Below are 21,158 nucleotides of genomic sequence, written 5' to 3'. Positions count from 1 at the left end.
TCAGGCCGAGTCGAGCGAGGCGGCCGGCGCGCGGCCGGTGCGCTCGGCGCGGGCCGGGCGACCACCGCCTGACAGCAGCCCGCCGAAGCGGCGGGTGGTGACCACGGTGGCGGCGACGACGTCGACGCCGAGGCCGCGCCACTCGGCCGCGGCCCGGCGCAGGGTGGCGCGGGTGACGGCGTCGCGCTCGACCTCGACGACCACCACGCCCTCCGGCGCCGCGCCGAGCACCGAGAGCAGGTCGTCGCCGGGGCGCAGCGCGGCGGCCAGCACCACGCTGTCGTGGGCGGCCGCGGCCGAGACCGCGTCGGCCCGCTCGGCCGGCGTCCGGTCGTCGGCGCCGCCGGCCGGCAGCACCGCGGCGCCGGCGACGCGCGGCAGGGTGGCGAGCAGCTCGCCGAGGCGGCCGGGGTGGTCGAGCGCCTCGGTGAGGCCGGGCGTCACCGACATCGACAGCTCGCGGTGCACCGAGGGCCGGTCGTCGACGACGTCGGCGAGCAGCGGGTCGCGGTCGCGGGCGGCGAGCAGGCCGGCGAGCAGCCGCGCCGTGGTGGCGGTGTCCTTGCGTCCCACGTGGACGACGGTGACCCGGCGCGCGTCGGCGATCGCCGGGATCAGCGGTGCGAGCGCCCCGGGCGCCGCGCCCGCGGCCACCGGCACGGCCGGGACGCCGCCGAGGGCGTCGCGCACGTCGTCCTCGGGACGACGCACCGACAGCGACCCACGCAGCACCCGCCACAGCACCAGGCCCTCGGCGACCACGATGAGGGTGACCAGGAAGGCCAGGATCGCGTCGCGCAGCGGCTGCGGGGCGACGGGGTCGGTGGGCAGGTCGGCGCGCTCGACGATGGAGGCGCTCCAGGTGGGCCGCGCGGCCAGGCCGCGCAGGGACGAGACGATCTCCTCCTCCTCGCGCTCGAGCGCGGCGCGGGCGGCCTCGGTGAGGTCGGGGTTGGTCAGCTCGACGAGGGTGGCGTTGAGGGCGCGGTCGAGCGGCACCCGCTCGGCCTCCTGCGCCGAGGCCTGGTCGGAGACCACGCGGCCCCGGACGGCGACGGCCAGCTCGTCGGCGAGGGCGGCGGCCTCCTCGGGGTCGTCGCCGGGTGCGGTGATGGTGACGAAGCCGGGCTGGTCGGAGGCGCGGGCGTCGATCTCCTGGGTGAGGTCCTCGGCGTCCTCGTCGCTCTGCGCGCGCTCGACGGCCTTGTCGACGACGTCGCGGCTGCCGGCCAGTCCGACCACGATGTCGGCGTAGTAGACCGCCTGCAGCGACGGGTCGTTGTTCTCGGTGAGGGGCGGGCGCACCTGCATGGTGACCTCGGCCTCGTAGCGGTCGTCGCCGGCGCCGCGCCAGGCGAAGACCAGGCCCGCGACGATCACGGCGACCAGGAGCACGACGAAGCGCCGCGACCACACCACCGCCGCCTGCTCTGCGACGTCCATCGTCAGCGTCCCTCCTCGCCCGGGGCCCACCGAGCACGACCGACGGTGCGGACGACGAGGGGGCGGCGGACAGTCTGCCGGTCCGCACGGCGCGCCGCCATCACGCCCGAGGGGTGAGGCCGAGCGGCCCGCGGCTCACAGGCCCGACCACCACGGCGCGAGGACGAGGCGCAGCGCCCAGTAGGCCGGCTTGCGGCGTCCCGCGTCGGTGACCAGGCCGAAGTTGGCCTCGAAGTCCTGGGGTGCGGCACGGGGGTCACGATAGGAGTAGAGGTACACCGGCCCGGTGAAGTCGAGCCGACGCGCGGCGAGGAGTCCCTCGACCACGAGCAGCGCCTGCCGCCACTCGCCGACCGCGCGGTCCGACGCCCCGGTGGGGGCGCCGTACTCGGTGAGCCAGATCTCGACGTCGCCGCCGCCGGCCTCCTCGGCCGTCGCGCGGATCGACTCCAGCCGAGCGAAGGTGTTCCACGGGACGCCGGCGGTCGGCCGCACCGGGAACGAGTAGGGGTGCACCGACAGGGCGTCGAACAGCACACCCGGGGCGCGCTCCTCGGGGGCCAGGGCGGAATAGAAGTCGCGCACGAAGGTCTCGGGACGGATGGTGGCGCCGTTGCCCAGGTTGCGCGCGGGCGCGAGCGCCCCGACGACGACCTCGGCCTCGGGCGCGGCGGCCCGCAGCGCGGGCGAGGTGGCCCGGACGACGGCGGCGTAGGCGGCCGGGTCGGGCGCGGCGCCCCAGAACCGGTCGGTGTTCGGCTCGTTCCACACCTCCCAGGCCGTGACGTCGTCGCGGTAGCGGCTCGCGGCCTCGGCGGCGAACCCGGCGAACGCGTCGGGGTCGACGGGCAGCGGCGCGCCGGCGTCGCCGAAGCGCCGGGCCCACGACGGCTCGTAGACCAGCAGCCCGAGCACCTCGAGCCCCGCGGCGCGGGCCTCGCGGACGACGCGGTCGACCGTCGTCCAGTCGCGCTGCCCCTCGACCGGCTCGACCTGCGCCCAGCTGACGTCGACCCGGATGCGTCGCGCGCCGAGCTCGCGCATGGCGCGCAGGTCGCGCCGCAGCGCCGGCACCGGTTCGGAGAGCAGCTCGAACCCCGGGCTGAACCCGACCCCCGTGCGTGCGTCGGCCGGCGCGGCCCGGCGGCCCGCCTGCCACAGCGCACCCCCGACCAGCGGAGCGGCCAGTAACGCCACGAGCAGCACCACCGCCACCCCGCGCGGGAGCGGGCGCGAGGAGGGCACACCGAAGTCTGCCGGACCCCACCCAGCCCCGTCCGCGGATCAGCCGACGCCCCCGGCCCGCCGTGCGGACGTCGGCGTCGGAGGGCCGGACGGCGCCGTCGATGAACCCGACCCACGGACCCTGAGCTCGTCGAAGGGCCCCCCGGCCGGTGGTCTCGAGGCTCGTCGCCAGGGCTCCTCACACCTCGACCATCGTCAAGAGCGCGACCTCCACGATGGTCGAGGTGCGAGGCCGGCCACGGCCGAGCCTCGAGACCTCCCACCGCCAACGCCGCCCCGACCCCACGGACCCTGAGCTCGTCGAAGGGCCCCGCGCGAACGTCACCGAGGACGGGCCGGCGGTCTCGAGGCTGGTCGCCAGGGCTCCTCGCACCTCGACCATCGTCGGAGCGCGACCTCCACGATGGTCGAGGTGCGAGGCCGGCCACGGCCGAGCCTCGAGACCCCTCGCCGTCAACGCCAACCCGACCCCACGAACCCTGAGCTCGTCGAAGGGCCCCCCGCGCGAACGTCACCAAGGACGGGCCGGTGGACTCGAGGCTCGTCGCCAGGGCTCCTCGCACCTCGCCGACAACGCCAACCCGATCCCACGGACCCTGAGCTCGTCGAAGGGCCCCCCGCGCGAACGTCACCGAGGACGGGCCGGTGGTCTCGAGGCTCGTCGCCAGGGCTCCTCGCACCTCGACCATCGTCGGAGCGCGACCTCCACGATGGTCGAGGTGCGAGGCCGGCCACGGCCGAGCCTCGAGACCCCTCGCCGTCAACGCCAACCCGACCCCACGGACCCTGACCTCGTCGAAGGGCCCCCCGCGAGAACGTCACCGAGGACGGGCCGGTGGGCTCGAGGCTCGTCGCCAGGGCTCCTCGCACCTCGACCATCGTCGGAGTGCGACCTCACGGTGGTCGAGGTGCGAGGCCGGCCACGGCCGAGCCTCGAGACCCCCCACCGTCAACGCCAACCCGACCCCACGGACCCTGAGCTCGTCGAAGGGCCCCCGCGCGAACGTCGTCGCCGTGGACGGCTTCAGTCGAGGGCGCGGTCGGGCTGGGGCGGCCAGGAGGACGCCGTCCGGGCGAGGTGGTAGGCGAGGCGGGAGCGGGTGTGGCGGCGGGTCATGGTGAACCGCGCGAGGCGCCACCGGTCGTCGGCGGGGCCGACGCGGCCGTTGCGGAAGGTGTGGGCGGCGGCGAAGCCGGCGTCCTGGGTGGCGGCGCGCACCCGCGGGTCGTGGTGGCCGAACGGGTAGGCGAGCAGGTCGACCGGGGCGCCGACGAGCTGCTCGAGGTCGTCGCGGCCGCCGGCCAGCTCGGCGCGCAGCTCGTCGTCGGTCAGCCCCGGCAGCGAGCGGTGCGTGCGCGTGTGCGCCCCGATCGCCAGCCCCGCCTCGTGCAGCGAGACCAGCTCGGCGCGCGTCATCACGGGTCCGGCCTCGGGCCACCACGACGACGCCCCGCCCCAGCAGCTCGTCACCGCGAACACCGTGGCCGGCACCTCGAGCTCGTGCAGCACCGGCAGAGCGTGCCGTGGGACGCCGGCCAGCCCGTCGTCGAAGCTGACCGCCGCGAGGCCGTCGACGTCGTCCCCGGCGAGCAGCCGGCCCAGCAGGTCGGCGAGCGGCACGATGCGGAAGCCCGCCCGCCGCACGGTCAGCAGCTGGGTGCGCAGCTGCGCGACGGTGACGCTCAGCTCGAGGTCGGCCTCGGGCGCGTCGACGACGTCGTGGTAGCCGAGGACGACGCCGCCGCCCCGGCCCGAGCGGCGCATGACGAGCCGCCCGGCCGCCGCGGCGACCCGGCCGCCGACGGCCAGCACGTTCACGACCTGCGACCCGACCCCGGCCCGTGGTGCCGGTCGTGGGCCTCGCGCAGCACGGCGACGAGCGCCGGCACGGTGACCCGGATGTCGTAGGTGTGCAGGAAGCGCTGCCGGGCCGCCGTGCCCATGCGGGCCCGCAGGTCGGGCTCGTCGACGAGGCGCCGCAGCGCCGCGACCAGCCCCGCGTCGTCGTCCGCCTCGACCAGCACGCCGGTCTCGGGCGGCACCATCTCGTCCATCGCGCCCTGGCGCACGCCCACCACCGGCAGCCCGGCCGCCTGCGCCTCGATCACCACGTTGGGCGCCTGGTCGATGACGCTCGGGAACGCGAAGACGGCGGCCTCGCGCAGCAGCGGCCACACGCCGCCGGTCTCGACGGTGACGTCGCGGACGACGCGCACGTTGCGCCCGGCCGGCGGGTCCTCGGGCGTCACGAGCACCAGCTCGCAGAGGTCGGCGAGGTGCTCCTGGTGCAGCCGCAGCAGCCGCAGCCCGCCCTTGCGCTCGAGGCTGCGGCCGACGAAGACCAGCTGCGGCAGCCGGCCGTCCTCGGGCACGCCGGTGCCCGGGGCCGGGCCGGGGCCGTACTCGGGCGCCGCGATGCCGAACGGCATCACCCGCACCTTGTCGTCGGGGACGCCGTAGTGCTGCCGCAGCGAGTCGGCCACCCAGCGGGTGCTCGGCGCCACGAGGGTCGCGGCCTCGTAGACCGGCCGCTCCCAGCGCTTGGTGAGCCGCACGGTTGCCGGGGTGAGCCGGGTCGCGGGCCGCGACGGCAGCCGGTAGGCGTTGGTCTCGTTGGTGGCGTCGGTGCTGACCACCGAGGCCATCGAGGCGATCACCGACGTCGAGCGCAGGCCGGCGTTGCCGGTGTAGACGTGCAGGACGTCGATGCCGTCGAGCCGCGCGACAAGGTGCCGGCGCACCCACGCGCTGAGGGCCAGCTGCGCCCGCAGCGGCTGCAGGTCGGCGTCCAGCCCCGCCAGGCCCGGCACCCTGACGCCGAGCACGCGCCGCGCCAGCGACGGCGCGGGGACGTCGAGGAACTCCGCCTGCACCTCCGGGTGGCCGACGAACGCCGTGCGCAGGTGCGCGTGCACGGTGGTGTGCCCGCCGATGTTCTCGTTGACGAACAGCACGCGCATGGGCGGCCTCCCGTGGGGGCTCGTGGGGGTGGGCGGGTCGGGCAGGCCGGCGAGCCGGGCCAGCTCGGCGAGCAGCCGGTCGGTCTGGCGGTCGAGCCGGTGGGCGGTGGCGACCCGGTCGCGGCCGCGGCGGGCGAGCTCGGCGCGGCGGGCGGGGTCGTCGAGCAGGTCGGTGAGCGCCGCGGCGAGCGCGGGGGCGTCGTCCGGGGGCACGAGCACGCCGCTGCCGGCCAGCACCTCGGGCGAGCCGCCGTGGTCGCTGGCCACCACGGGGACGCCGATGCTCATCGCCTCGAGCACGTTGAGCGGGCACGCCTCGGGCTGGGTGCTGGCGCTGACGGCGACGGTCCAGGTGCGCATGCGGGCCAGCGGGTCGGCGACGTGGCCGAGCAGCCGCACCCGCTCGCGCAGCCGCGGCGACGCCTCGACTATGGCGCGCAGCGACGCCGCGTAGTCGCCGTCCTTGGCGAGGTGCCCGCCCATCACCTCGACGACGACGTCGTCGGGCAGGTGCTCGGCGGCCTCGAGCAGCACCCGGTGGCCCTTCCAGGGGCTCAGCAGGGCGTTGATGCCGACGACGCGCGGTGCGTCCGGGTCGGCCGACAGCGGATCGGGCGCCGGCTCGACCGGCCACGGCACCCCGTTGTGCACGACGGTCGCGGGCGGGTCGCCCCGCAGCGGCCTCGCCACCGCCTCCGAGACGGCGAGCACCCGGGTCAGCACGCCGCGGCACGCCGCGAAGACCTGCACCCGGTCGGGCCGGGTTAGCACGTCGTGGGCCAGCCACGCCACGGCCGGGGCGGGGTGCGGACGCCGGCGCGGCCACGCCAGCCGCGCGGCCGGCAGCGCCGACCAGGCGTTGAGCAGGACGACGTCCAGCCCCCGCGAGGCGCGTCGGAGGCGCCGGGCGGCGCGGGCCCAGCGGGCGAGGGTGCGCGCCAGCGCGACCGGCCGCGACCCGGCGGCCAGGCCGAGCTCGGGCAGCGCGACCACCTCGGCGCCGGCCTCGGCGAGCCGCTCGGTCAGGGGTCCGGGCGGCGCGGCGCACACGACCCGCCAGCCCGCGGCGAGGGCGGCCTCGACGGCCCGCACCAGCACCCGCTCGGCGCCCGAGACCTGACCGGTGCCGGCCACCGCCAGCAGCCCGGGGCGGCGCGGTGCCGCGCTCACGACGGGCTCCCGGCGCGACGGCGGCGACGCGGGCGCGGCGGCGGCCAGGGCAGCCCGGCCCGGGCGGGCAGCCCGAGCGCGACGACGACCGCGGCGTACGACAGGCCGGCCAGCGCGGCGGCGACCGGCCACGGCAGCCAGGCGTCGCCGAGGAACGCCACGCCCAGGCCGACCGCGACGGCCACGAGGCAGCCCGGCACCCCGTCGACGCGCATCGGCACGATGCGCTGCAGCAGCCACCAGGCCAGGCCCGCGACGAGCGCGTTGCTCACGAGGGTGGCGATGCCGGCCCCGAGGTACTCGTAGGCCGGGATCAGCCAGGCGTTCAGCCCGAGGTTCACCGCGAGCCCGAACAGCATCATCACCGGGTAGGACTGGTTGCGCTCGAGGGCGATCAGCACGCAGACCACCAGCACGATGACGAAGTTGAAGACCTGGGCCACGGCCAGCACGCGGGTGGTGTCGGCACCGGCGGCGTAGTCGGCGCCGTACAGGGTCTGGGTGAGCGGCTCGGCGAAGCCGACCAGCCCGACCACGGCGGCCCCGGCGAAGAGGGCGAGCAGCAGTCCTGCGCGGCGGAACTCCTCCTGCGCGGCGGGCCGGTCGTCGGGCAGGTGCCGCACGAGCAGGGCCAGCAGCGGCACGGTCACCGCCGTCGCGGCGAACTCCATGAGGTCGACGAACTTGTAGGAGACGCCGTAGATGCCGACCGCCTCGAAGCCCACGATCTTCGACAGCAGCAGCGCGTCGACCTTGCCGTACGCCGTCGCGAGGCCCGAGCCGACCGAGAGCGGGATGGCCTCGCGCAGCATCGCGCGCCAGCCGGGCAGGTCGACGCGGGGCCGCAGCGAGACCAGCCGCCGCGCCACCTGGGCCTTCCAGCACAGCACGATCACCTGGTAGAGCACGGCCGGCAGCGTGAACCACAGCAGGCTGCCGCCGGCCGCCGCGATGGCGGCGGTGAGCGCGACCTGGCCGGTGATGGCCGTCGTCTCGGCGGCGGCGACGGTGCCGAGGCGCATGCGCGACTGGAAGACGACGTCCATGGCGCTCGACGGCGTGGCCAGCAGGATGACGACGCCCGCCACGGCCGTCGCCTGCACGACCACGGCGGAGTAGCCGGCCACCGCCACCGCGCCGACCGCGACGAGGTAGCCGAGCACGCCCAGCACGATGCGCAGCATCAGGTAGGAGCCGGGGAACCGCGGGTCGGGCGGGGCGCCGTCCGACCCGGAGGTCATGCCGCGCACGGCCAGCCGGCCGATGCCGAACTCGGTGACGATGCTCATCAGCCCGAGCACGGTGAAGACGAGCGAGAAGACGCCGAAGTCCTCCAGCGACAGGGTGCGCGCGATCAGCACGGTGCCGCCCCAGCCCAGCACGGCCTTGACCAGGCGGCTGCCCAGCAGCGCGCCGGCGTTGCCGACCAGGCCGCGCTCGGCGCGCTCGGGCGGCTCGGGCGGGTCGGTGGCCTCGGCAGGCTCGGGCGGGTCGCCCTGCGGGGTCAGCACCGGACGCCGAGGCTGCGGTAGGCGTCGAGGGTGGTGCGGGCGGTGTCGGTCCACGACAGCGCGGCGGCCGCGGCGACGCCGGCCTCGCGCAGCGCGGCGTTGGCCTCGCGGTCGAGGACGACGTCGCGCAGCGCGCCGGCGAGGGCGTCGACGTCGTCGGGCGCGACGAGCACGGCGCCGTCGCCGACGGCCTCGGGCAGCCCGCCGACGCGGGTGGCGACGACGGCGCCGCCGCAGGCCATCGCCTCGACCGGCGGCAGGCCGAAGCCCTCGTAGCACGAGGCGTAGGCCACGGCGCCGGCCGCGGCGTAGAGCGCCGGCAGGTCGTCGCCCGGCACGTAGCCGAGGTGGCGCGCGCCGGCGGGGACGGCGTCGCCGTCCACCTTGCCGGCCAGCGCCAGGGGCAGCCCGGCCTGCTCGCACGCGGCGGCCAGCAGGTCGACCCGCTTGCGGGGCTCGACGGTGCCGACGCACACCACGGTGCGCTCGTCGAGGCCGTGCTCACGGCGCACGCGCTCGACGTCGTCCGCCGCCGCGGGGCGCATCGCGCGGCCGGGCGCGAGCGGGGTGACGACGCTGTCGCGGCCGAAGCGCGCCCACACGCGGTCGGCGGTGAACGCGCTCACCGCGAGGACGACGTCCGCCCGGCGCAGCGCGAGCCCGATCAGCTGCCGCTCGGCCCGGGCCCGCAGGCGCCCGTGCGCCCACGGCACGTCGAAGACCGACAGGTCGTGGATGGTGGCCACCCGCGGCGCGTCGTGGTGCAGCGGCAGGTCGACGTCCAGCCCGTGCACCAGACCACCGGGGACGGCGCGCAGCCGCAGCCCGGCCGCGGCCCGGCGCACGCCGCTGACCACCGGGTAGGCGACGTGCTCGACCCCGTCGGGCAGCTCACCGGCGGCGTCGTGCTGCACGTGCGCGACCAGCCGCGCCTCGGTCAGGGGACGGAGGGCGGCGACGAGCTCGCGGATGTAGGTCTGGACCCCGCTCCCTCCGGGGCGGAGGGCGAGGGCGTTGAGGTCGACCGTGGATCGAGGCAGAGCAGCACCCCCAGGAGGAGCCAGAAGTAGAGGTCGAGCGGGAAGATCTCGAGGTAGGTCGCGACGAGCGAGCCCGCACCCGCGGCGATGAGGCATGCTGCCACGCCCTCGGCCAGCGCCCGGTCGACCCCCACGTGCGCGGACGCCGTCCGCACGGCCGCCACCAGCGCGGCGGCGCCCACGAGCAGCAGCAGCCACAGCCCGATCGGGCCGAGCTCGAGCAGTGTCTTCACGTACTGGTTGTCGGGCTGGTAGTTCGCGCCGCCCACGATGAGGATGTCGTTGCGCTCGGCGCCGAGCTCGAGCGCCTTCTCGGCGGCCGCGCCGCTGGTGCCGAGGCCCTGGCCCCAGGGCGCCTCGGCGACCAGGCCGAAGGTCTCCTGCCAGCCCGAGCCGCGCTCGCCGAGGCTGCTCGACGACAAGAAGGTGGCCAGCACGCTCGCCGGCAGCAGCACCGGCACGAGCAGCAACGGCGGCACGAGGTGCACCAGGCCCCGGTAGCGCCACAGCGCGAGGAAGACCATGCCGGCGACCAGGCCGAGGATGGCGCCGCGGACCACCGAGGTGGCCATGCCGATCAGCAGCAGCGGGGTCGAGAGCAGGAACAGCCGGTTGCGCAGCCGGCGGTGGTCGGCGATCGCGACCGGCGTGGCCAGCAGCAGCACCAGCATCACGAACAGCCCGAACGAGAACGGCTGGGTGAAGGTCGAGAACGAGCGCAGCAGGCTGCCGGAGAACCGGATGACGTCGTTGTAGGTGTAGCCGAGCTCGTTGAGCCGCTCGGGGCCGACGACCTGCTGCGCGAGACCGACGACGGCCGTGACGACCCCGGCGGCCATGAGGATGCCGACGAGTCGGTCGCGCTCCTTGGCGTCGAGGGGGCAGCGCCAGCAGATCACCGGCAGCAGCAGGTAGAAGAAGCCGACCTTGAAGCCCCAGAGCCCGACGATGCCGCCCACCACCACCGCCGAGGCCGCCCCGAGGGCGGTGAGGGCGAGCGCCGCGATGGCCCAGCCGGGCAGCCGCGCACCGTCGTCCGCCGGACGGCGTGCCTCGGGCGGCGCCACGAAGGTGGCGGCCAGCACGAGCAGCACCAGGCCCTCCTTCCACGACCCGAGCGACGCCCCGCCGGGGACGATCAGCAGCAGGCCGTCGAACGGCGCGAGCGCGGCGAGCAGCAGCAGGCCGCGCTGGGGCCGGGAGAGGAACAGCCAGCCGAGGGGCACCGCCAGCAGCAGCACGAGGCCGACGATCGGCCAGGCGGCGGCGAGGGTCGGCACCGCGGCATCATCCCGCGGATCGGGCGGCGCGGCGAGCACCCAGAAGGTCGCGCGCCCGCGCGACCGCGCCGGACGCCGCGGCCGCGGCCCGCAGGTCGAGCGGGTGGCCGTGGGTGACCTCGAGGGTGAGGTAGCGCGAGGTCGACCACTGCCGCTTGGTCTGGCTCTCGCCGATGAGCAGGTCGAAGTGCTGGTAGCCACGGGCCGCCAGCCAGACACACGTCTCGCGCAGCAGCAGGTGGCCCGGCCGCAGCGGGGCGACGTCGGGGGCGAACCGCATGGCCCACAGGCCGCACGTGCGCCCGTCCATCAGGCACAGCTGCAGCGCCACGGGCCGGTCGCCGAGCAGCCCGATCGTCACCGCGGCGGTGCCGTCGGCGATGCCGGCGCGCCACACCTCGACCACGAAGTCCTCGTAGGGCGGACGCAGCATGTTCTGGCGCGGGTTGTCGGCCTCGGCGGCGTCGTAGACCGCCTGCAGCGCGGGCAGCCGCGCGTCGAACGTCGCGACGTCGGTGACCACCTCGAGCGTGAACGGCTCGCCGGTGGCCTCGACCTCGCGGTCGGCCCGGCGCAGCGCGCCGCGCACGTTGCCCCGGCCGGGGTAGGTCAGGTGCTCGAGCCCGCTGCCACCGGGCTCGAAGTCGAGCGCGAGGCACACGTCGCGCTCGGCGACGGTGGTGCGGCGTCGGGCGGGCGGGTGGTCGACGAGGGCCGCCAGGCCGCCGCCTTCCTCCCGGTACTCAAGCAGCTCGAGCACGCGGCCGCGGCGCGACAGCCCCTGCCACATCACGCGGGCCGCCTCGTCGTCGTCCGGTCGCACCAGCGCCTCGGAGACGGTGCCCAGGCCGTGACCGAGCCAGCGCGCGACGCGCACCGCGCCGATCCACCGCTCGTGCAGGGGCGCGAGGGCGACGAGCTCGTCACCGCGCCAGACCGTGCCGATCAGCAGCCGGCCGCGGCCGAGCGTGCGCCACCAGCCGAGCGCGAAGCCGGGCCGCGTGAGCAGGCCGGCACCGCTGGCGTCGGCCAGCGCGTCCCACGCGGGGACGAGCGCGGCCGCCTCGTCGAGGGAGGTGACGGCCCGGAAGCGGGGCGCCGTCAGGACCCCCGTCGCAGCAGGACCACGCCGAGGGTGCGCGCCACGATCTTCACGTCGAACCACAGCGACCAATTCTGGATGTAGTGGTTGTCGAAGCGCACGCGCTCCTCGATGGAGGTGTCGCCGCGCAGGCCGTTGACCTGCGCCCAGCCGGTGAGTCCGGCCGGCACCCGGTGCCGCGCGGTGTAGCGCGGGATGGCCTGGGTGAACTCCTCGACGAAGGCCGGGCGCTCGGGGCGCGGACCGACGATGCTCATCTCGCCGTGCAGGATGTTGAGCAGCTGCGGCAGCTCGTCGAGCGAGGTGGCGCGGATGAAGCGGCCGACCGGGCCGATGCGCTCACCGGCCACCGACCACGCCGTGTCGGTGTCGTCGGACTCGGGTTCGGGCTGGATCGAACGGAACTTCAGCAGCGTGAACTGCCGGCCGTCGAGACCGACCCGCACCTGGCGGAACAGCACGCGCGGGCCGACCTCGAGCCGGACGGCGAGCGCCACCACCGCGAGGATCGGCGAGAGCACGAGCAGCGCCAGCGCGCCCAGGACGACGTCCAGCATCCGCTTGACGCGCCAGGCGCTGCTGCGCCAGGTGGCGCGGCGGGCGCGCATGATGGGGATGCCCCACAGGTGGTCGACGTCGCGGGTGCCCTCGTAGAGCTCGTGCAGCCGCGGGACGGTGAAGATCTCGCAGTTGGCCAGGTCGCAGGCGTGCAGCGCCTCGACCAGCCGGGCCTCCCGGGCCTCGCGGGCCTCGCGGGCCGACTCGCCGGGCTCGAGGTCGTCGGCCGGGTCGGCGACGATCACCTCGGTGACGCCCTCGCGGCGCACCAGGCCGACCAGGTCGCGGGTGTGGCCGAGCATCGGCACGGGCAGCGAGGCCGCGTCGTCCGCCAGGTCGGCATCGACGAAGCCGACCGGACGCAGGCCGTACTCGGGGTGGGCCAGCATGGCCTCGGCCAGCTGACGGCCGGTCGGCCCGGCGCCGAGCACCAGCGTGCGGTGCTCGATGAGCCCGCTGCGGCGCGCGGAGCGGACGACGGCGTAGCAGAGCGAGCGCGCGAGCACGAGCGAGACGCCGAGCACGACCATGCCGACGGCCAGCTCGCGCTTCGGCACGGTGGCGAGGCCGACGCTGCCGAAGGCGAGCAGGGCGACCAGCGCGGCGAGGGTGGCCGCGAACATCGCGGGCAGGTCGTCGAGCACGGAGAGCTGCAGCCGCGGCCGGTAGGCCCGCAGGCCGGCGTGGACGGCGGTGACGCAGCCCAGCACGACGAACGGGTCGTGCGGCCGCGGGGCGCCGTTGACCAGCGTCGAGCCCAGGGTCGCGAGCGCGACGGCCAGGACGTCGCTGAGCACCACGTAGTGCGGCAGCGCGCGGCGCGCCTCGCGGCGCAGCCGGCGGGCGATGTCCCACCGCGTGCCGTGGCGCAGGTCGGTGAGCGTCGCGTCGACGTGGACAGGTGCGTCGACGCGCCGGGCGTCGACCCCCCGGCGCACGACAGACGACATGGCGTCGCTGTATGACAAGACCGTTTCCCCCCAGAAACTGTGGCCTGCACGTTGCTGCCCTACGCAGCCTGCCCGCGTTATGACGTTTCAATCACGACGCGGAAAGCGCGGCCACCTGGGACAACGAGTGCCTGCGTGCGAGGTTACGCTGCGCAACCCCGACTCGTAGTCTTTCGAGGTGAACCGGACAGCGGTTGGTGAGAGGTACTTCACGCCGACCTGCCGCCGGTGTCGATCCACGGCCGGCCGGGTGGTGCTCGACCTCGGTGAGCAGCCCTCGGCCGAGACGTTCCCACCGAGGCCGTCTGGTGCGGCGGCCGACCCCCGGTTCCCGCTGCGGATGTGGCTGTGCGCTGGCTGCGGCCTCGCCCAGCTGGCCGAGGACCCCGGCCCGGTCGAGGAGCAGACCGTCGTCGGCGGCGGGGAGGCCATGACGGCCCAGGCCCGCGCCACCCTCGGCCTCGCCGCCGGGCTCGGGCTGCTGCCGCCCGGCGCCCGCGTGGTCGAGCTGGGCAGCCCGCACAGCCCGTCGGTCGGGCCGCTCCTGCGCGAGCGGGGCGTCGTCCCGGTGACGGCGATCGACGAGCCGGTGGACGTCGTCCTCGACGTCTACGGGCTGCTGCACGAGCCCGACCAGGCGGCCGCGCTGGCCCGGCGGGCGGCGCTGCTGCGGCCCGGTGGGGCGCTGGTGCTGCAGTGGCGCAGCCTCGCCACCGTGCTGGCCGCCGGCCAGTTCTCCGAGCTGCGGCACGGGCACTTCGCCTACTGGTCGCTGCCCGCGCTCGGCGCGGCGCTGCGCACGGTGGGGCTCGGCGTCCGCACCGCACGGCGCTCCGACTTCGACGGCGGCACGCTGGCCGCGGTGGCCGTGGCCAGCGGCGAGCCCGACGCCGAGGCGACGGCGCTGCTGGCGGCCGAGCGGGCGGCCGGCGCCCTCGACGCCGCGGCGGTGGGCTCGCTGCAGCGGCACGCCGACGACGCGGCCGCCTCCCTGCGCTCCTGGCTCGAGGCCGAGCGCGCCGCCGGACGACGCGTGCTCGGCTACGGCGCGGCGGGCCGGGCGGTGCCGCTGCTGTGCCACGCCGACATCGACGCCGACCTGCTGCCGATGGTCGCCGACGCCTCGCCCGCCAAGCACGGACGCCGCCTCCCCGGCACCGACGTGGCCATCGGGTCGCCGTCCGACCTGGTGGCGCGGCGTCCCGACGCGGTGCTGCTCTTCGTGCCGCACCTGCTGCCCGAGCTGCGCCGCTCGCTGCCCGAGGTCGAGGCGGCGGGCGGGCGGTGGTGGGTCGCCGACCCCGGCCCGCGCCCGGCGTCGTCGAGTTAGCCCCTGTCTGGTGGGTGGCCAACGAGTGATTCGTTCAATTGAACGGTTCACGGGCTGATATCGGCCCGATCACGCCACGAACCGTTCAATTGAACGGAACGAGAGCCGGCCGCCGACTGAACCGTTCGATTGAACGGATCGCGGCTTCGAACGGGGCTGATCGACTGTCGAACCGTTCAATCGAACGGAACGACAGCAGCCCGTCCGGCTAGACCTTCGCGCTGGGCGAGCTCGGACGCCGCGGGCGGCTGACGCGCACGCGGGCGGCCACGCTGCGGCCGCGGCGGCGCAGCGCCTTCTTGGCCCGGTAGACCCGCCGCGCGGCACGGGGCCAGTGGGTCAGTGCGGTCGCGATCAGCCGGGTGCGCGAGTCGCGGCGCTCGGCGAGGGCGCGCCGGGCGGCGTCCTGCGCGCCGGGGAGGTCGCCGTCCACGAGCAGTCGGCGGGCCTGCACGATCGCGCGGCGGTGGCGGCTGTCGGTGAGCATGCCGGCGAGCGCACGCCGGTCGTCGGCGGTGCCGAAGCGCTCGACGGCCTCGGTGAGCACCCGCTCGCGCGAGGCCTCCATGATCTCGACGCCGCGCGCGCCACGCGAGTCGGACTCCTCGTTCTCGCGGTAGACCGCGAGCGGCTCGTCGAGGGTGCGCAGCGAGTAGCCGGCGGCGAGCAGGTCGACCCAGAACGCGAGGTCCTCGACGGTGGGGGTGTCGTGGCGGAAGCCGCCGATCTCGTCCCACACCTCGCGGCGGATCAGCGCGGTGTAGTAGGGCACCCAGCCCTCGAGCATCTCGCGCAGGGTGAGCGGGTCGCCGCGCTTGAGGTGCGCCGGCACCGGGCCGCGGAACGTCGGGCGGCGCAGGCCGTACTCGGCGAGGTAGCGGGCGTCGCAGGCCAGCGCGGCGGTGCCGGGGTCGGCGTCCAGCAGCGGCACGAGCCGCTCGACGAAGGCGGGCTCGACGAGGTCGTCGGTGTGCAGGACGGCGACGTAGCGCCCCCGCGCGTGGCGGGCGGCGGCGTTGACCCCGCCGGCGGCGCGGCTGTTCTCCTGTCGCACCAGGCTGACGCGCGGGTCGTCGAGGTAGGGCTCCACGAGGGCGGCGATGGTGTCCGACGGGCCGTTGTCGACGACCACGAGCTGCCAGTCGGGGCGGGTCTGGGCGCAGATCGAGTCGAGCGTCTCCTCGATGGTCGTCTCGGTGCGGTAGGCGGTGCAGAGGAAGGTGACCGACGGCGTCCCGGCGTGCGGCTCAGGCATCGAGCACCAGCCGCTCGGGGTGGAACGCCTCGGCGTAGCGGTGCCCGCACTGGACGCCGCGCAGCCGGGCCAGGCCGCGGAACGCCTCGTCGTCGAACCAGGCGCGGTCGCGCTGGGAGGCGTAGTGCTCGTGCAGCACGGCGACCTTCTCGGCGAGCACGTCGTCGTCCAGGGACACCGAGAGCAGCGGCTGGGCGAGGTCGGCCTCGGCCTTGAGCACCTCGTAGCCGAGCACGAGGTGGTCGCGCCACACGGTGGGCGTCAGCTGCGCGAGGCCGCGGTGGTCCTGGTGGTGGTCGTGGCGCGCAGTGGTGAGGACGACGTCCGGCTCGCCACCGCGGCGGAACGCCTCGAGCGCCTCCTTGGCGGCGTCCCAGTGGGCCGGCAGGCGGCCGTCGGGCAGGTCGCCGACGACGACCTCCAGCTCGGCGCCGGGGCAGAGCGCGGCGAGCGCGGACCGCTCCTCGGCCTCGCGGTCGCTGCCGCCGCCGCTGAGCACGAGCACCCGCACCCGCAGGCCGGGGTGGGCGCGGCAGAACGTGAGCAGGGTGCCGCCGGCGCCGATGGCGACGTCGTCGCAGTGCGCACCGAGAGCAGTGATCTCGGTGAGCCGGTCGAGGTGCAGCGGCTGCATCGTCGTCCCCGTCGCAGCCTCAGCGCCGTCGCTCGCGGTCGCGGTTGACCAGGCCCTGCAGGGGCGGGACGTCGCCGTCCCGCTCCTCCCAGAGCATCCACGGACGGCGTCCGGACTGGTAGGCGGCCTCGAGCTCGTTGCGCTCCTTGACGGTGTCGGCCGACTGCCAGAACCCGTGGTAGCGATGGGCCATCAGCGTGCCCTCGGCGGCGAGCGTCTGGCAGGCGTCGGCGACGAGGTCGCCGCCGGGCGGGATGAGGTCGATGACCTCGGGGCGCAGCACGAAGTAGCCGCCGTTGATGAACAGGTCCATGTCGACCGCGGGCCGGATGGCCTTGACGCGGTCCTCGTCGGTCTCGACGACGTGGAAGGCGGCGACCGGCGGGACGGCGAGCAGCGCGGCCCGCGCGTCGGAGGCGGTGAACCTGGCGACCATCTCGTCGAGCGGCAGGTCGGTGAGCACGTCGGCGTAGTTGGCCAGGAACATCTCGTCGTCGTCGACGAGGTGGCGCACCCGGCGCAGCCGCTCGCCGATGCTGGCGTCGAGACCGGTGTGGACGAAGTGGATGGTCCAGTCGGCGATGTCGCTGCTGGCGACCTCGATGTCGCGGTTGCGCATGACGAAGTCGTTCGACTCGGTCTCGCGGTAGTCGAGGAAGTACTGCTTGAGGTGGTGGGCGCCGTAGCCCAGGCACAGGATGAACTCGCGGTGCCCGAAGTGGGCGTAGTAGCGCATGACGTGCCAGATCAGCGGCCGCGGGCCGACCGGCTGCATCGGCTTGGGGGTGTCGTCGTCGCCGTTGGCGCGCATGCGCATGCCGTAGCCGCCGCAGAACAGCACGACCTTCATGGCGTGATCACCTCGAGCTCGGGGATGGCGACGACGAGCCGGCCGCCCCACTCGCGCACGGGGGCGAGCTGGGCGGCGATCTCGTCGCGCAGGTTCCACGGCAGCACGAGGACGACGTCCGGCCGGTCGGCCAGCAGGTGCTCGGGCTCGTGGATGGGGATGCGCGTGCCGGGTGTGAACCGGCCGTGCTTGTAGGGGTTCATGTCGACGGTGTAGGCCAGCAGGTCGGGGCGGATGCCGCAGTAGTTGAGCAACGTGTTGCCCTTGCCCGGGGCGCCGTAACCCGCGACGCGCTGACCGGCCTCGTTCGCCTCGACCAGGAAGCGGACGAGGTCGTTGCGGATGCGCGAGACGCGGCCGGCGAAGCCGGTGTAGCCGGCCGGGGTGTCGAGGCCGGCGGCGGCCTCGCCGGCCAGCACGTCGGCGACCGCCTGGGTCGGATCGGCGCCGGTGCCGTCGGGCCGGGCCCACAGCCGGATCGAGCCGCCGTGGGTGGGCAGGAGGTCGACGTCCACCAGTCGCAGGCCGGCCTCGGCGAGGGCGGCGCGGGCGGTGCCGACGGTCCAGTACTGGAAGTGCTCGTGGTAGATCGTGTCGAACTGGCCGAGCTCGATCATCGTGAGCAGGTGCTGCACCTCGATGACCACCCAGCCGTCGTCGGCGGCCAGGGTGCGCAGCGCCTCGCCGAAGCCGCGGACGTCGGGGATGTGGGCGTAGACGTTGTTGGCGACGACGACGTCGGCCGGACCGTGCTCGGCGCGCACCTCGGCGGCCAGGGCCGGGTCGAGGAAGGCGGTGACGGTGGGGACGCCGCGCTCGCGGGCGGCCTCGCCGACGTTGGCCGACGGCTCGATGCCGAGGCAGCGGATGCCGCGCTCGAGCACGTGCTGCAGCAGGTAGCCGTCGTTGCTGGCGACCTCGACGACGAGCTGCGGGTCGGCGCGCTCGACGGCGACGTCGACGAGGCGTCGGGCGTGCTCGACCCACGAGGTGGAGTAGGAGGAGAAGTAGGCGTACTCGCCGAAGATCTCGGCCGGGTCGATGAGCGCGGGCAGCTGCACCAGCAGGCAGGCCTCGCAGACGCGGGCGTGCAGCGGGTAGGTGGGCTCGGGCCGGTCGAGGTCGTCGGCGGTGAGGAACAGCTCGCACGGCGGGGTGGCGCCGAGGTCGACGAACGTGGCGAGCCGGTCGGAGCCGCAGAGCCGGCAGACCATGCTCACGCGCTCCCCTTCCCGTCGGGCTGCGCCGTGGTGGGGCGCGCTCGCAACGTACTGCGCACGGGACGGGCTCGTCTCAGCCTTGGAGCGATCGGCGCGCCGAGGCCGCGACGGGGCGCAGGTCGGTGCCGACCTCGCCGTGGTCGATGCGGGCCTGCAGCCGCTTGAGGCGCACCTGGTCGCGCTCGAAGGCGACCTCGTCGAGGCCGTGGGTGCCGTAGGCCTCGACCAGCTCGTGGGCGCCGTCGGGGATGCTCCAGGACGCCGTCCACTGCGGCAGGGCGCGGCCGACCTTGGTGAAGTCGACGCGGTAGGAGCGCGGGTCGCCGCCGGCCTCGCCGGTGATCTCGATGCGCGCGCCGGGCACGGCCTCGGCGACGGCGTCCGCGATCTGCGAGACGCGGGCGTTGTTGGCGTCGGAGCCGATGTTGAAGGCCTGCGCGTGCACGTCGTCGCGCGGCGCCTCGAGGGCGGCGGCGAACGCGGTGGCGATGTCGGCGGCGTGCACGAGCGGGCGCCACGGCGTCCCGTCTGACATCACCATCACCTTGCCGGTGAGCAGCGCGTGGCCGACGAGGTTGTTGAGCACGATGTCGCAGCGCAGCCGCGGCGAGAACCCGAACGCGGTGGCGTTGCGCAGCATGACGGGCGTGAAGTCGTCGTCTGCGAGCGCGACCAGGTCGTCTTCCACGCGCACCTTCGACTCGGCGTACGGCGTCACCGGCCGCATCGGCGCGTCCTCCCCCACCGCCTCGTCGGTGCCCGAGGCGCCGTAGACCGAGCAGGTGGAGGCATACAGAAAGCGCTTCACGCCGACGTCGCGCGCCAGCGTGGCCAGCCGGGTGGCGGCGCGGTGGTTGATGTCGTAGGTGAGCTCGGGGTCGAGCGCCCCCAGCGGGTCGTTCGACAGCGCCGCCAGGTGGACGACGGCCTCGAACCCCTGCAGGTCGTCGGCGGTGACGTCGCGCAGGTCGACGTTGATGCCCGCGGGGTCGTCGGGCTTGGGACCCACCACGGGGGTCGCGAACAGCCCGGTGTCGAGCCCCACCACCTCGTGCCCGGCCTGCTGCAGCACCGGCACCATCACGGTGCCCAGGTATCCCTGGTGCCCCGTCACAAGAACGCGCACGCGCCCCACCCCTCCCACGGTTGTGGTTGGAGACTAGGGCGGGCACGCCTCGGCCAACCCACCCCACGGACGTGTGGCGATTCAAGCGAGACAGAGCGGCACGAGTCCGAACCTGTGGGTAACGAGACCAGTGCGGGGACGCAGTACGAGCCGGGTTCGACCGCGCGTGCGGGCTGTGACAGCCAGACCCGCGCATGTCATTCCGCCGCCTTCGGGCAGGGCCACGAGCTTCTTTGAGGGAGTCGCTAGGCAACCTGGACGCTCGATCCGTCTCTGGTCCGCAAGGCTTTTCTTGGCAGCTGGGTACTGATGGGGTAATGGCCGTGCCGGTCGGCACCGATCACACAGGTCGGGGCACTTGACGTGAGGCCATGCGGCGTGGGTGGTTCAGCGTGGTGGGAGGCCGGTGTTGGCGGCGGTGTTGGCGAGCCAGGTGCCTAGAGCGCGGAGTTCGGCGTTGGTGTAGTTGGTGTGCTGGGTGATCCAGGAGCCGAAGCCGGGTGCGCAGACGATGTCGTTGTCGTGGCACAGGGTGGCGGTGCGGGCGGTGATGGCGTCTGGGAGGGGGCCGGAGCCGGGGAGGATGGCTTTGCGGTAGATGCCCTTGGCGTTCTTCATGTCGGTCCCGGGCCCGGCTGAGCTGAAACCGTCGGTGAAGGTGTGTTCGGCGCCGTTCTGGTTCTTGGCGGGGTCGGCTTGGAGTCCGACGGCGGCGATGCGGTTGAGCATGCCGGGGGTGTCCGGGGCGCGTTGGGTGAGGTAGAGGTGGATGGCCAGGGCGCCTTGGGAGTAGCCGGCGAGGACGTACTTCTGGGTGCTGCCGCAGCGGGCGACCTCGTCGTTGAGGTACTGCTCGATGCGGTCGACGCCTTGCCAGATGGAGGCTGTGTACAGGGTGTTGGAAAGGGCTTGGGGCCATCCGCCGAGGACGTTCTCGATGATGGGGACGTGCATGGCGGTGTAGCGCAGCCCGATGCCCTTCTGGTTGTTGGGGCCGGTGTAGCCGCGGACGTTGAGCTGGTCGTTGAAGGCGGTGTAGACCTGCCAGATGTTGGGACCCATGCCGGAGAGCCAGTTGTTGTAGGCGGCGTCGCCGGCTTGGTCGAAGGGGTCCTCCCCGGAGCCGCGGACCGCGAGGAACATGACCTGCTTGCAGCCGGACTCGGCTTGGTTGCTGCTCGAGCCGGGGGTGATGCCGGGTGCGGCGGGCGGGGGCAGTGCAGGCTGGACCCAGCCGGTCCAGGGCAGGACATCGACGCCTTCGCCGCGGATGCGGGTGCCGGTGCCGATCGGCGCCGGGCCGGAGGGGTGACCCCAGTCGACGTCAGAGGCGTCGACGTAGTAGTCGGAGGAGACCCCGACGGTGGAGTTGAGGATCTTGCCGTGGATCTCGGCCGCCCCGCCCGGAGAGACCGACAAGGCTGTCGAGGCATACCGCAACGTCGTCCCGTTCAACGTGGCTCGGCCGCCGGGGGCGATGGCG

At 74.9% G+C, this 21,158-nt stretch carries 16 protein-coding genes; 1 reads left to right on the top strand and 15 read right to left on the bottom strand.

Annotated elements, in window-relative coordinates:
- The 9 genes from ABEA04_RS02235 to ABEA04_RS02195 form a co-directional block, all read right to left on the bottom strand.
- Complete coding sequence (locus ABEA04_RS02235) at positions 1-1,443, bottom strand: YveK family protein (RefSeq protein ID WP_345454096.1); 1,443 nt, start codon at positions 1,441-1,443, stop codon at positions 1-3.
- Between the two features lie 135 nt (positions 1,444-1,578).
- Positions 1,579-2,688, bottom strand: a complete 1,110-nt coding sequence (locus ABEA04_RS02230) for a beta-galactosidase (RefSeq protein WP_345454094.1) — start codon at positions 2,686-2,688, stop codon at positions 1,579-1,581.
- Positions 2,689-3,712: 1,024 nt separating this feature from the next.
- Positions 3,713-4,507 (bottom strand): polysaccharide deacetylase family protein, encoded by a 795-nt coding sequence (locus ABEA04_RS02225; protein WP_345454092.1) that lies wholly within the window; start codon positions 4,505-4,507, stop codon positions 3,713-3,715.
- Positions 4,504-6,819, bottom strand: coding sequence for a glycosyltransferase (locus ABEA04_RS02220; RefSeq protein ID WP_345454090.1), 2,316 nt, complete (start codon positions 6,817-6,819; stop codon positions 4,504-4,506). Before ABEA04_RS02220 ends, ABEA04_RS02225 begins: the two co-directional genes overlap by 4 nt.
- Positions 6,816-8,330, bottom strand: a complete 1,515-nt coding sequence (locus tag ABEA04_RS02215) for a flippase (RefSeq protein WP_345454089.1) — start codon at positions 8,328-8,330, stop codon at positions 6,816-6,818. Before ABEA04_RS02215 ends, ABEA04_RS02220 begins: the two co-directional genes overlap by 4 nt.
- Positions 8,324-9,244, bottom strand: a complete 921-nt coding sequence (locus ABEA04_RS02210) for a glycosyltransferase family 4 protein (protein ID WP_345454087.1) — start codon at positions 9,242-9,244, stop codon at positions 8,324-8,326. The genes ABEA04_RS02215 and ABEA04_RS02210 overlap by 7 nt, the downstream gene beginning before the upstream one ends.
- A gap of 23 nt (positions 9,245-9,267) precedes the next feature.
- The gene (locus ABEA04_RS02205) at positions 9,268-10,650 is read right to left on the bottom strand and encodes an O-antigen ligase family protein (protein WP_345454085.1); all 1,383 of its coding nucleotides are present in this window, start codon (positions 10,648-10,650) and stop codon (positions 9,268-9,270) included.
- Positions 10,651-10,657: 7 nt separating this feature from the next.
- Positions 10,658-11,815 carry a GNAT family N-acetyltransferase gene (locus ABEA04_RS02200; protein WP_345454083.1) on the bottom strand — a complete coding sequence of 386 codons (1,158 nt, stop codon included), beginning with the start codon at positions 11,813-11,815 and terminating at the stop codon, positions 10,658-10,660.
- The gene (locus ABEA04_RS02195; RefSeq protein ID WP_345454081.1) at positions 11,752-13,260 is read right to left on the bottom strand and encodes a sugar transferase; all 1,509 of its coding nucleotides are present in this window, start codon (positions 13,258-13,260) and stop codon (positions 11,752-11,754) included. The genes ABEA04_RS02200 and ABEA04_RS02195 overlap by 64 nt, the downstream gene beginning before the upstream one ends.
- A gap of 178 nt (positions 13,261-13,438) precedes the next feature.
- Between ABEA04_RS02195 and ABEA04_RS02190 the strand changes: the two genes are divergently transcribed.
- Positions 13,439-14,590 (top strand): class I SAM-dependent methyltransferase, encoded by a 1,152-nt coding sequence (locus ABEA04_RS02190; RefSeq protein WP_345454079.1) that lies wholly within the window; start codon positions 13,439-13,441, stop codon positions 14,588-14,590.
- Positions 14,591-14,798: 208 nt separating this feature from the next.
- Here ABEA04_RS02190 and ABEA04_RS02185 read toward each other — a convergent pair whose 3' ends face one another.
- The 6 genes from ABEA04_RS02185 to ABEA04_RS02160 all read right to left on the bottom strand — a co-directional run bounded on the left by ABEA04_RS02185 (position 14,799) and on the right by ABEA04_RS02160 (position 21,094).
- A complete protein-coding gene (locus tag ABEA04_RS02185) occupies positions 14,799-15,845 on the bottom strand; it encodes a glycosyltransferase family A protein (protein WP_345454077.1) in 1,047 nt (348 codons plus the stop codon).
- On the bottom strand, positions 15,838-16,479 hold the full coding sequence (locus tag ABEA04_RS02180) for a PIG-L deacetylase family protein (RefSeq protein WP_345454076.1): 642 nt from the start codon (positions 16,477-16,479) through the stop codon (positions 15,838-15,840). Before ABEA04_RS02180 ends, ABEA04_RS02185 begins: the two co-directional genes overlap by 8 nt.
- Positions 16,480-16,498: 19 nt before the next feature.
- Positions 16,499-17,329 (bottom strand): sugar phosphate nucleotidyltransferase, encoded by an 831-nt coding sequence (locus ABEA04_RS02175; protein ID WP_345454075.1) that lies wholly within the window; start codon positions 17,327-17,329, stop codon positions 16,499-16,501.
- Complete coding sequence (locus ABEA04_RS02170; protein WP_345455611.1) at positions 17,326-18,543, bottom strand: class I SAM-dependent methyltransferase; 1,218 nt, start codon at positions 18,541-18,543, stop codon at positions 17,326-17,328. Before ABEA04_RS02170 ends, ABEA04_RS02175 begins: the two co-directional genes overlap by 4 nt.
- A 79-nt stretch (positions 18,544-18,622) precedes the next feature.
- The gene (locus ABEA04_RS02165; protein ID WP_345454074.1) at positions 18,623-19,675 is read right to left on the bottom strand and encodes an NAD-dependent epimerase/dehydratase family protein; all 1,053 of its coding nucleotides are present in this window, start codon (positions 19,673-19,675) and stop codon (positions 18,623-18,625) included.
- A 387-nt stretch (positions 19,676-20,062) separates the two neighbouring features.
- Positions 20,063-21,094, bottom strand: coding sequence for a cutinase family protein (locus tag ABEA04_RS02160; protein ID WP_345454072.1), 1,032 nt, complete (start codon positions 21,092-21,094; stop codon positions 20,063-20,065).
- Between the last annotated feature and the right edge of the window lie 64 nt (positions 21,095-21,158).

The sequence above is a fragment of the Nocardioides marinquilinus genome, from assembly GCF_039543705.1.
Lineage (GTDB): Bacteria > Actinomycetota > Actinomycetes > Propionibacteriales > Nocardioidaceae > Nocardioides > Nocardioides marinquilinus.
Note: the sequence above shows the minus strand (reverse complement) of the source record. Positions and strands in the feature narration are given on the sequence as shown.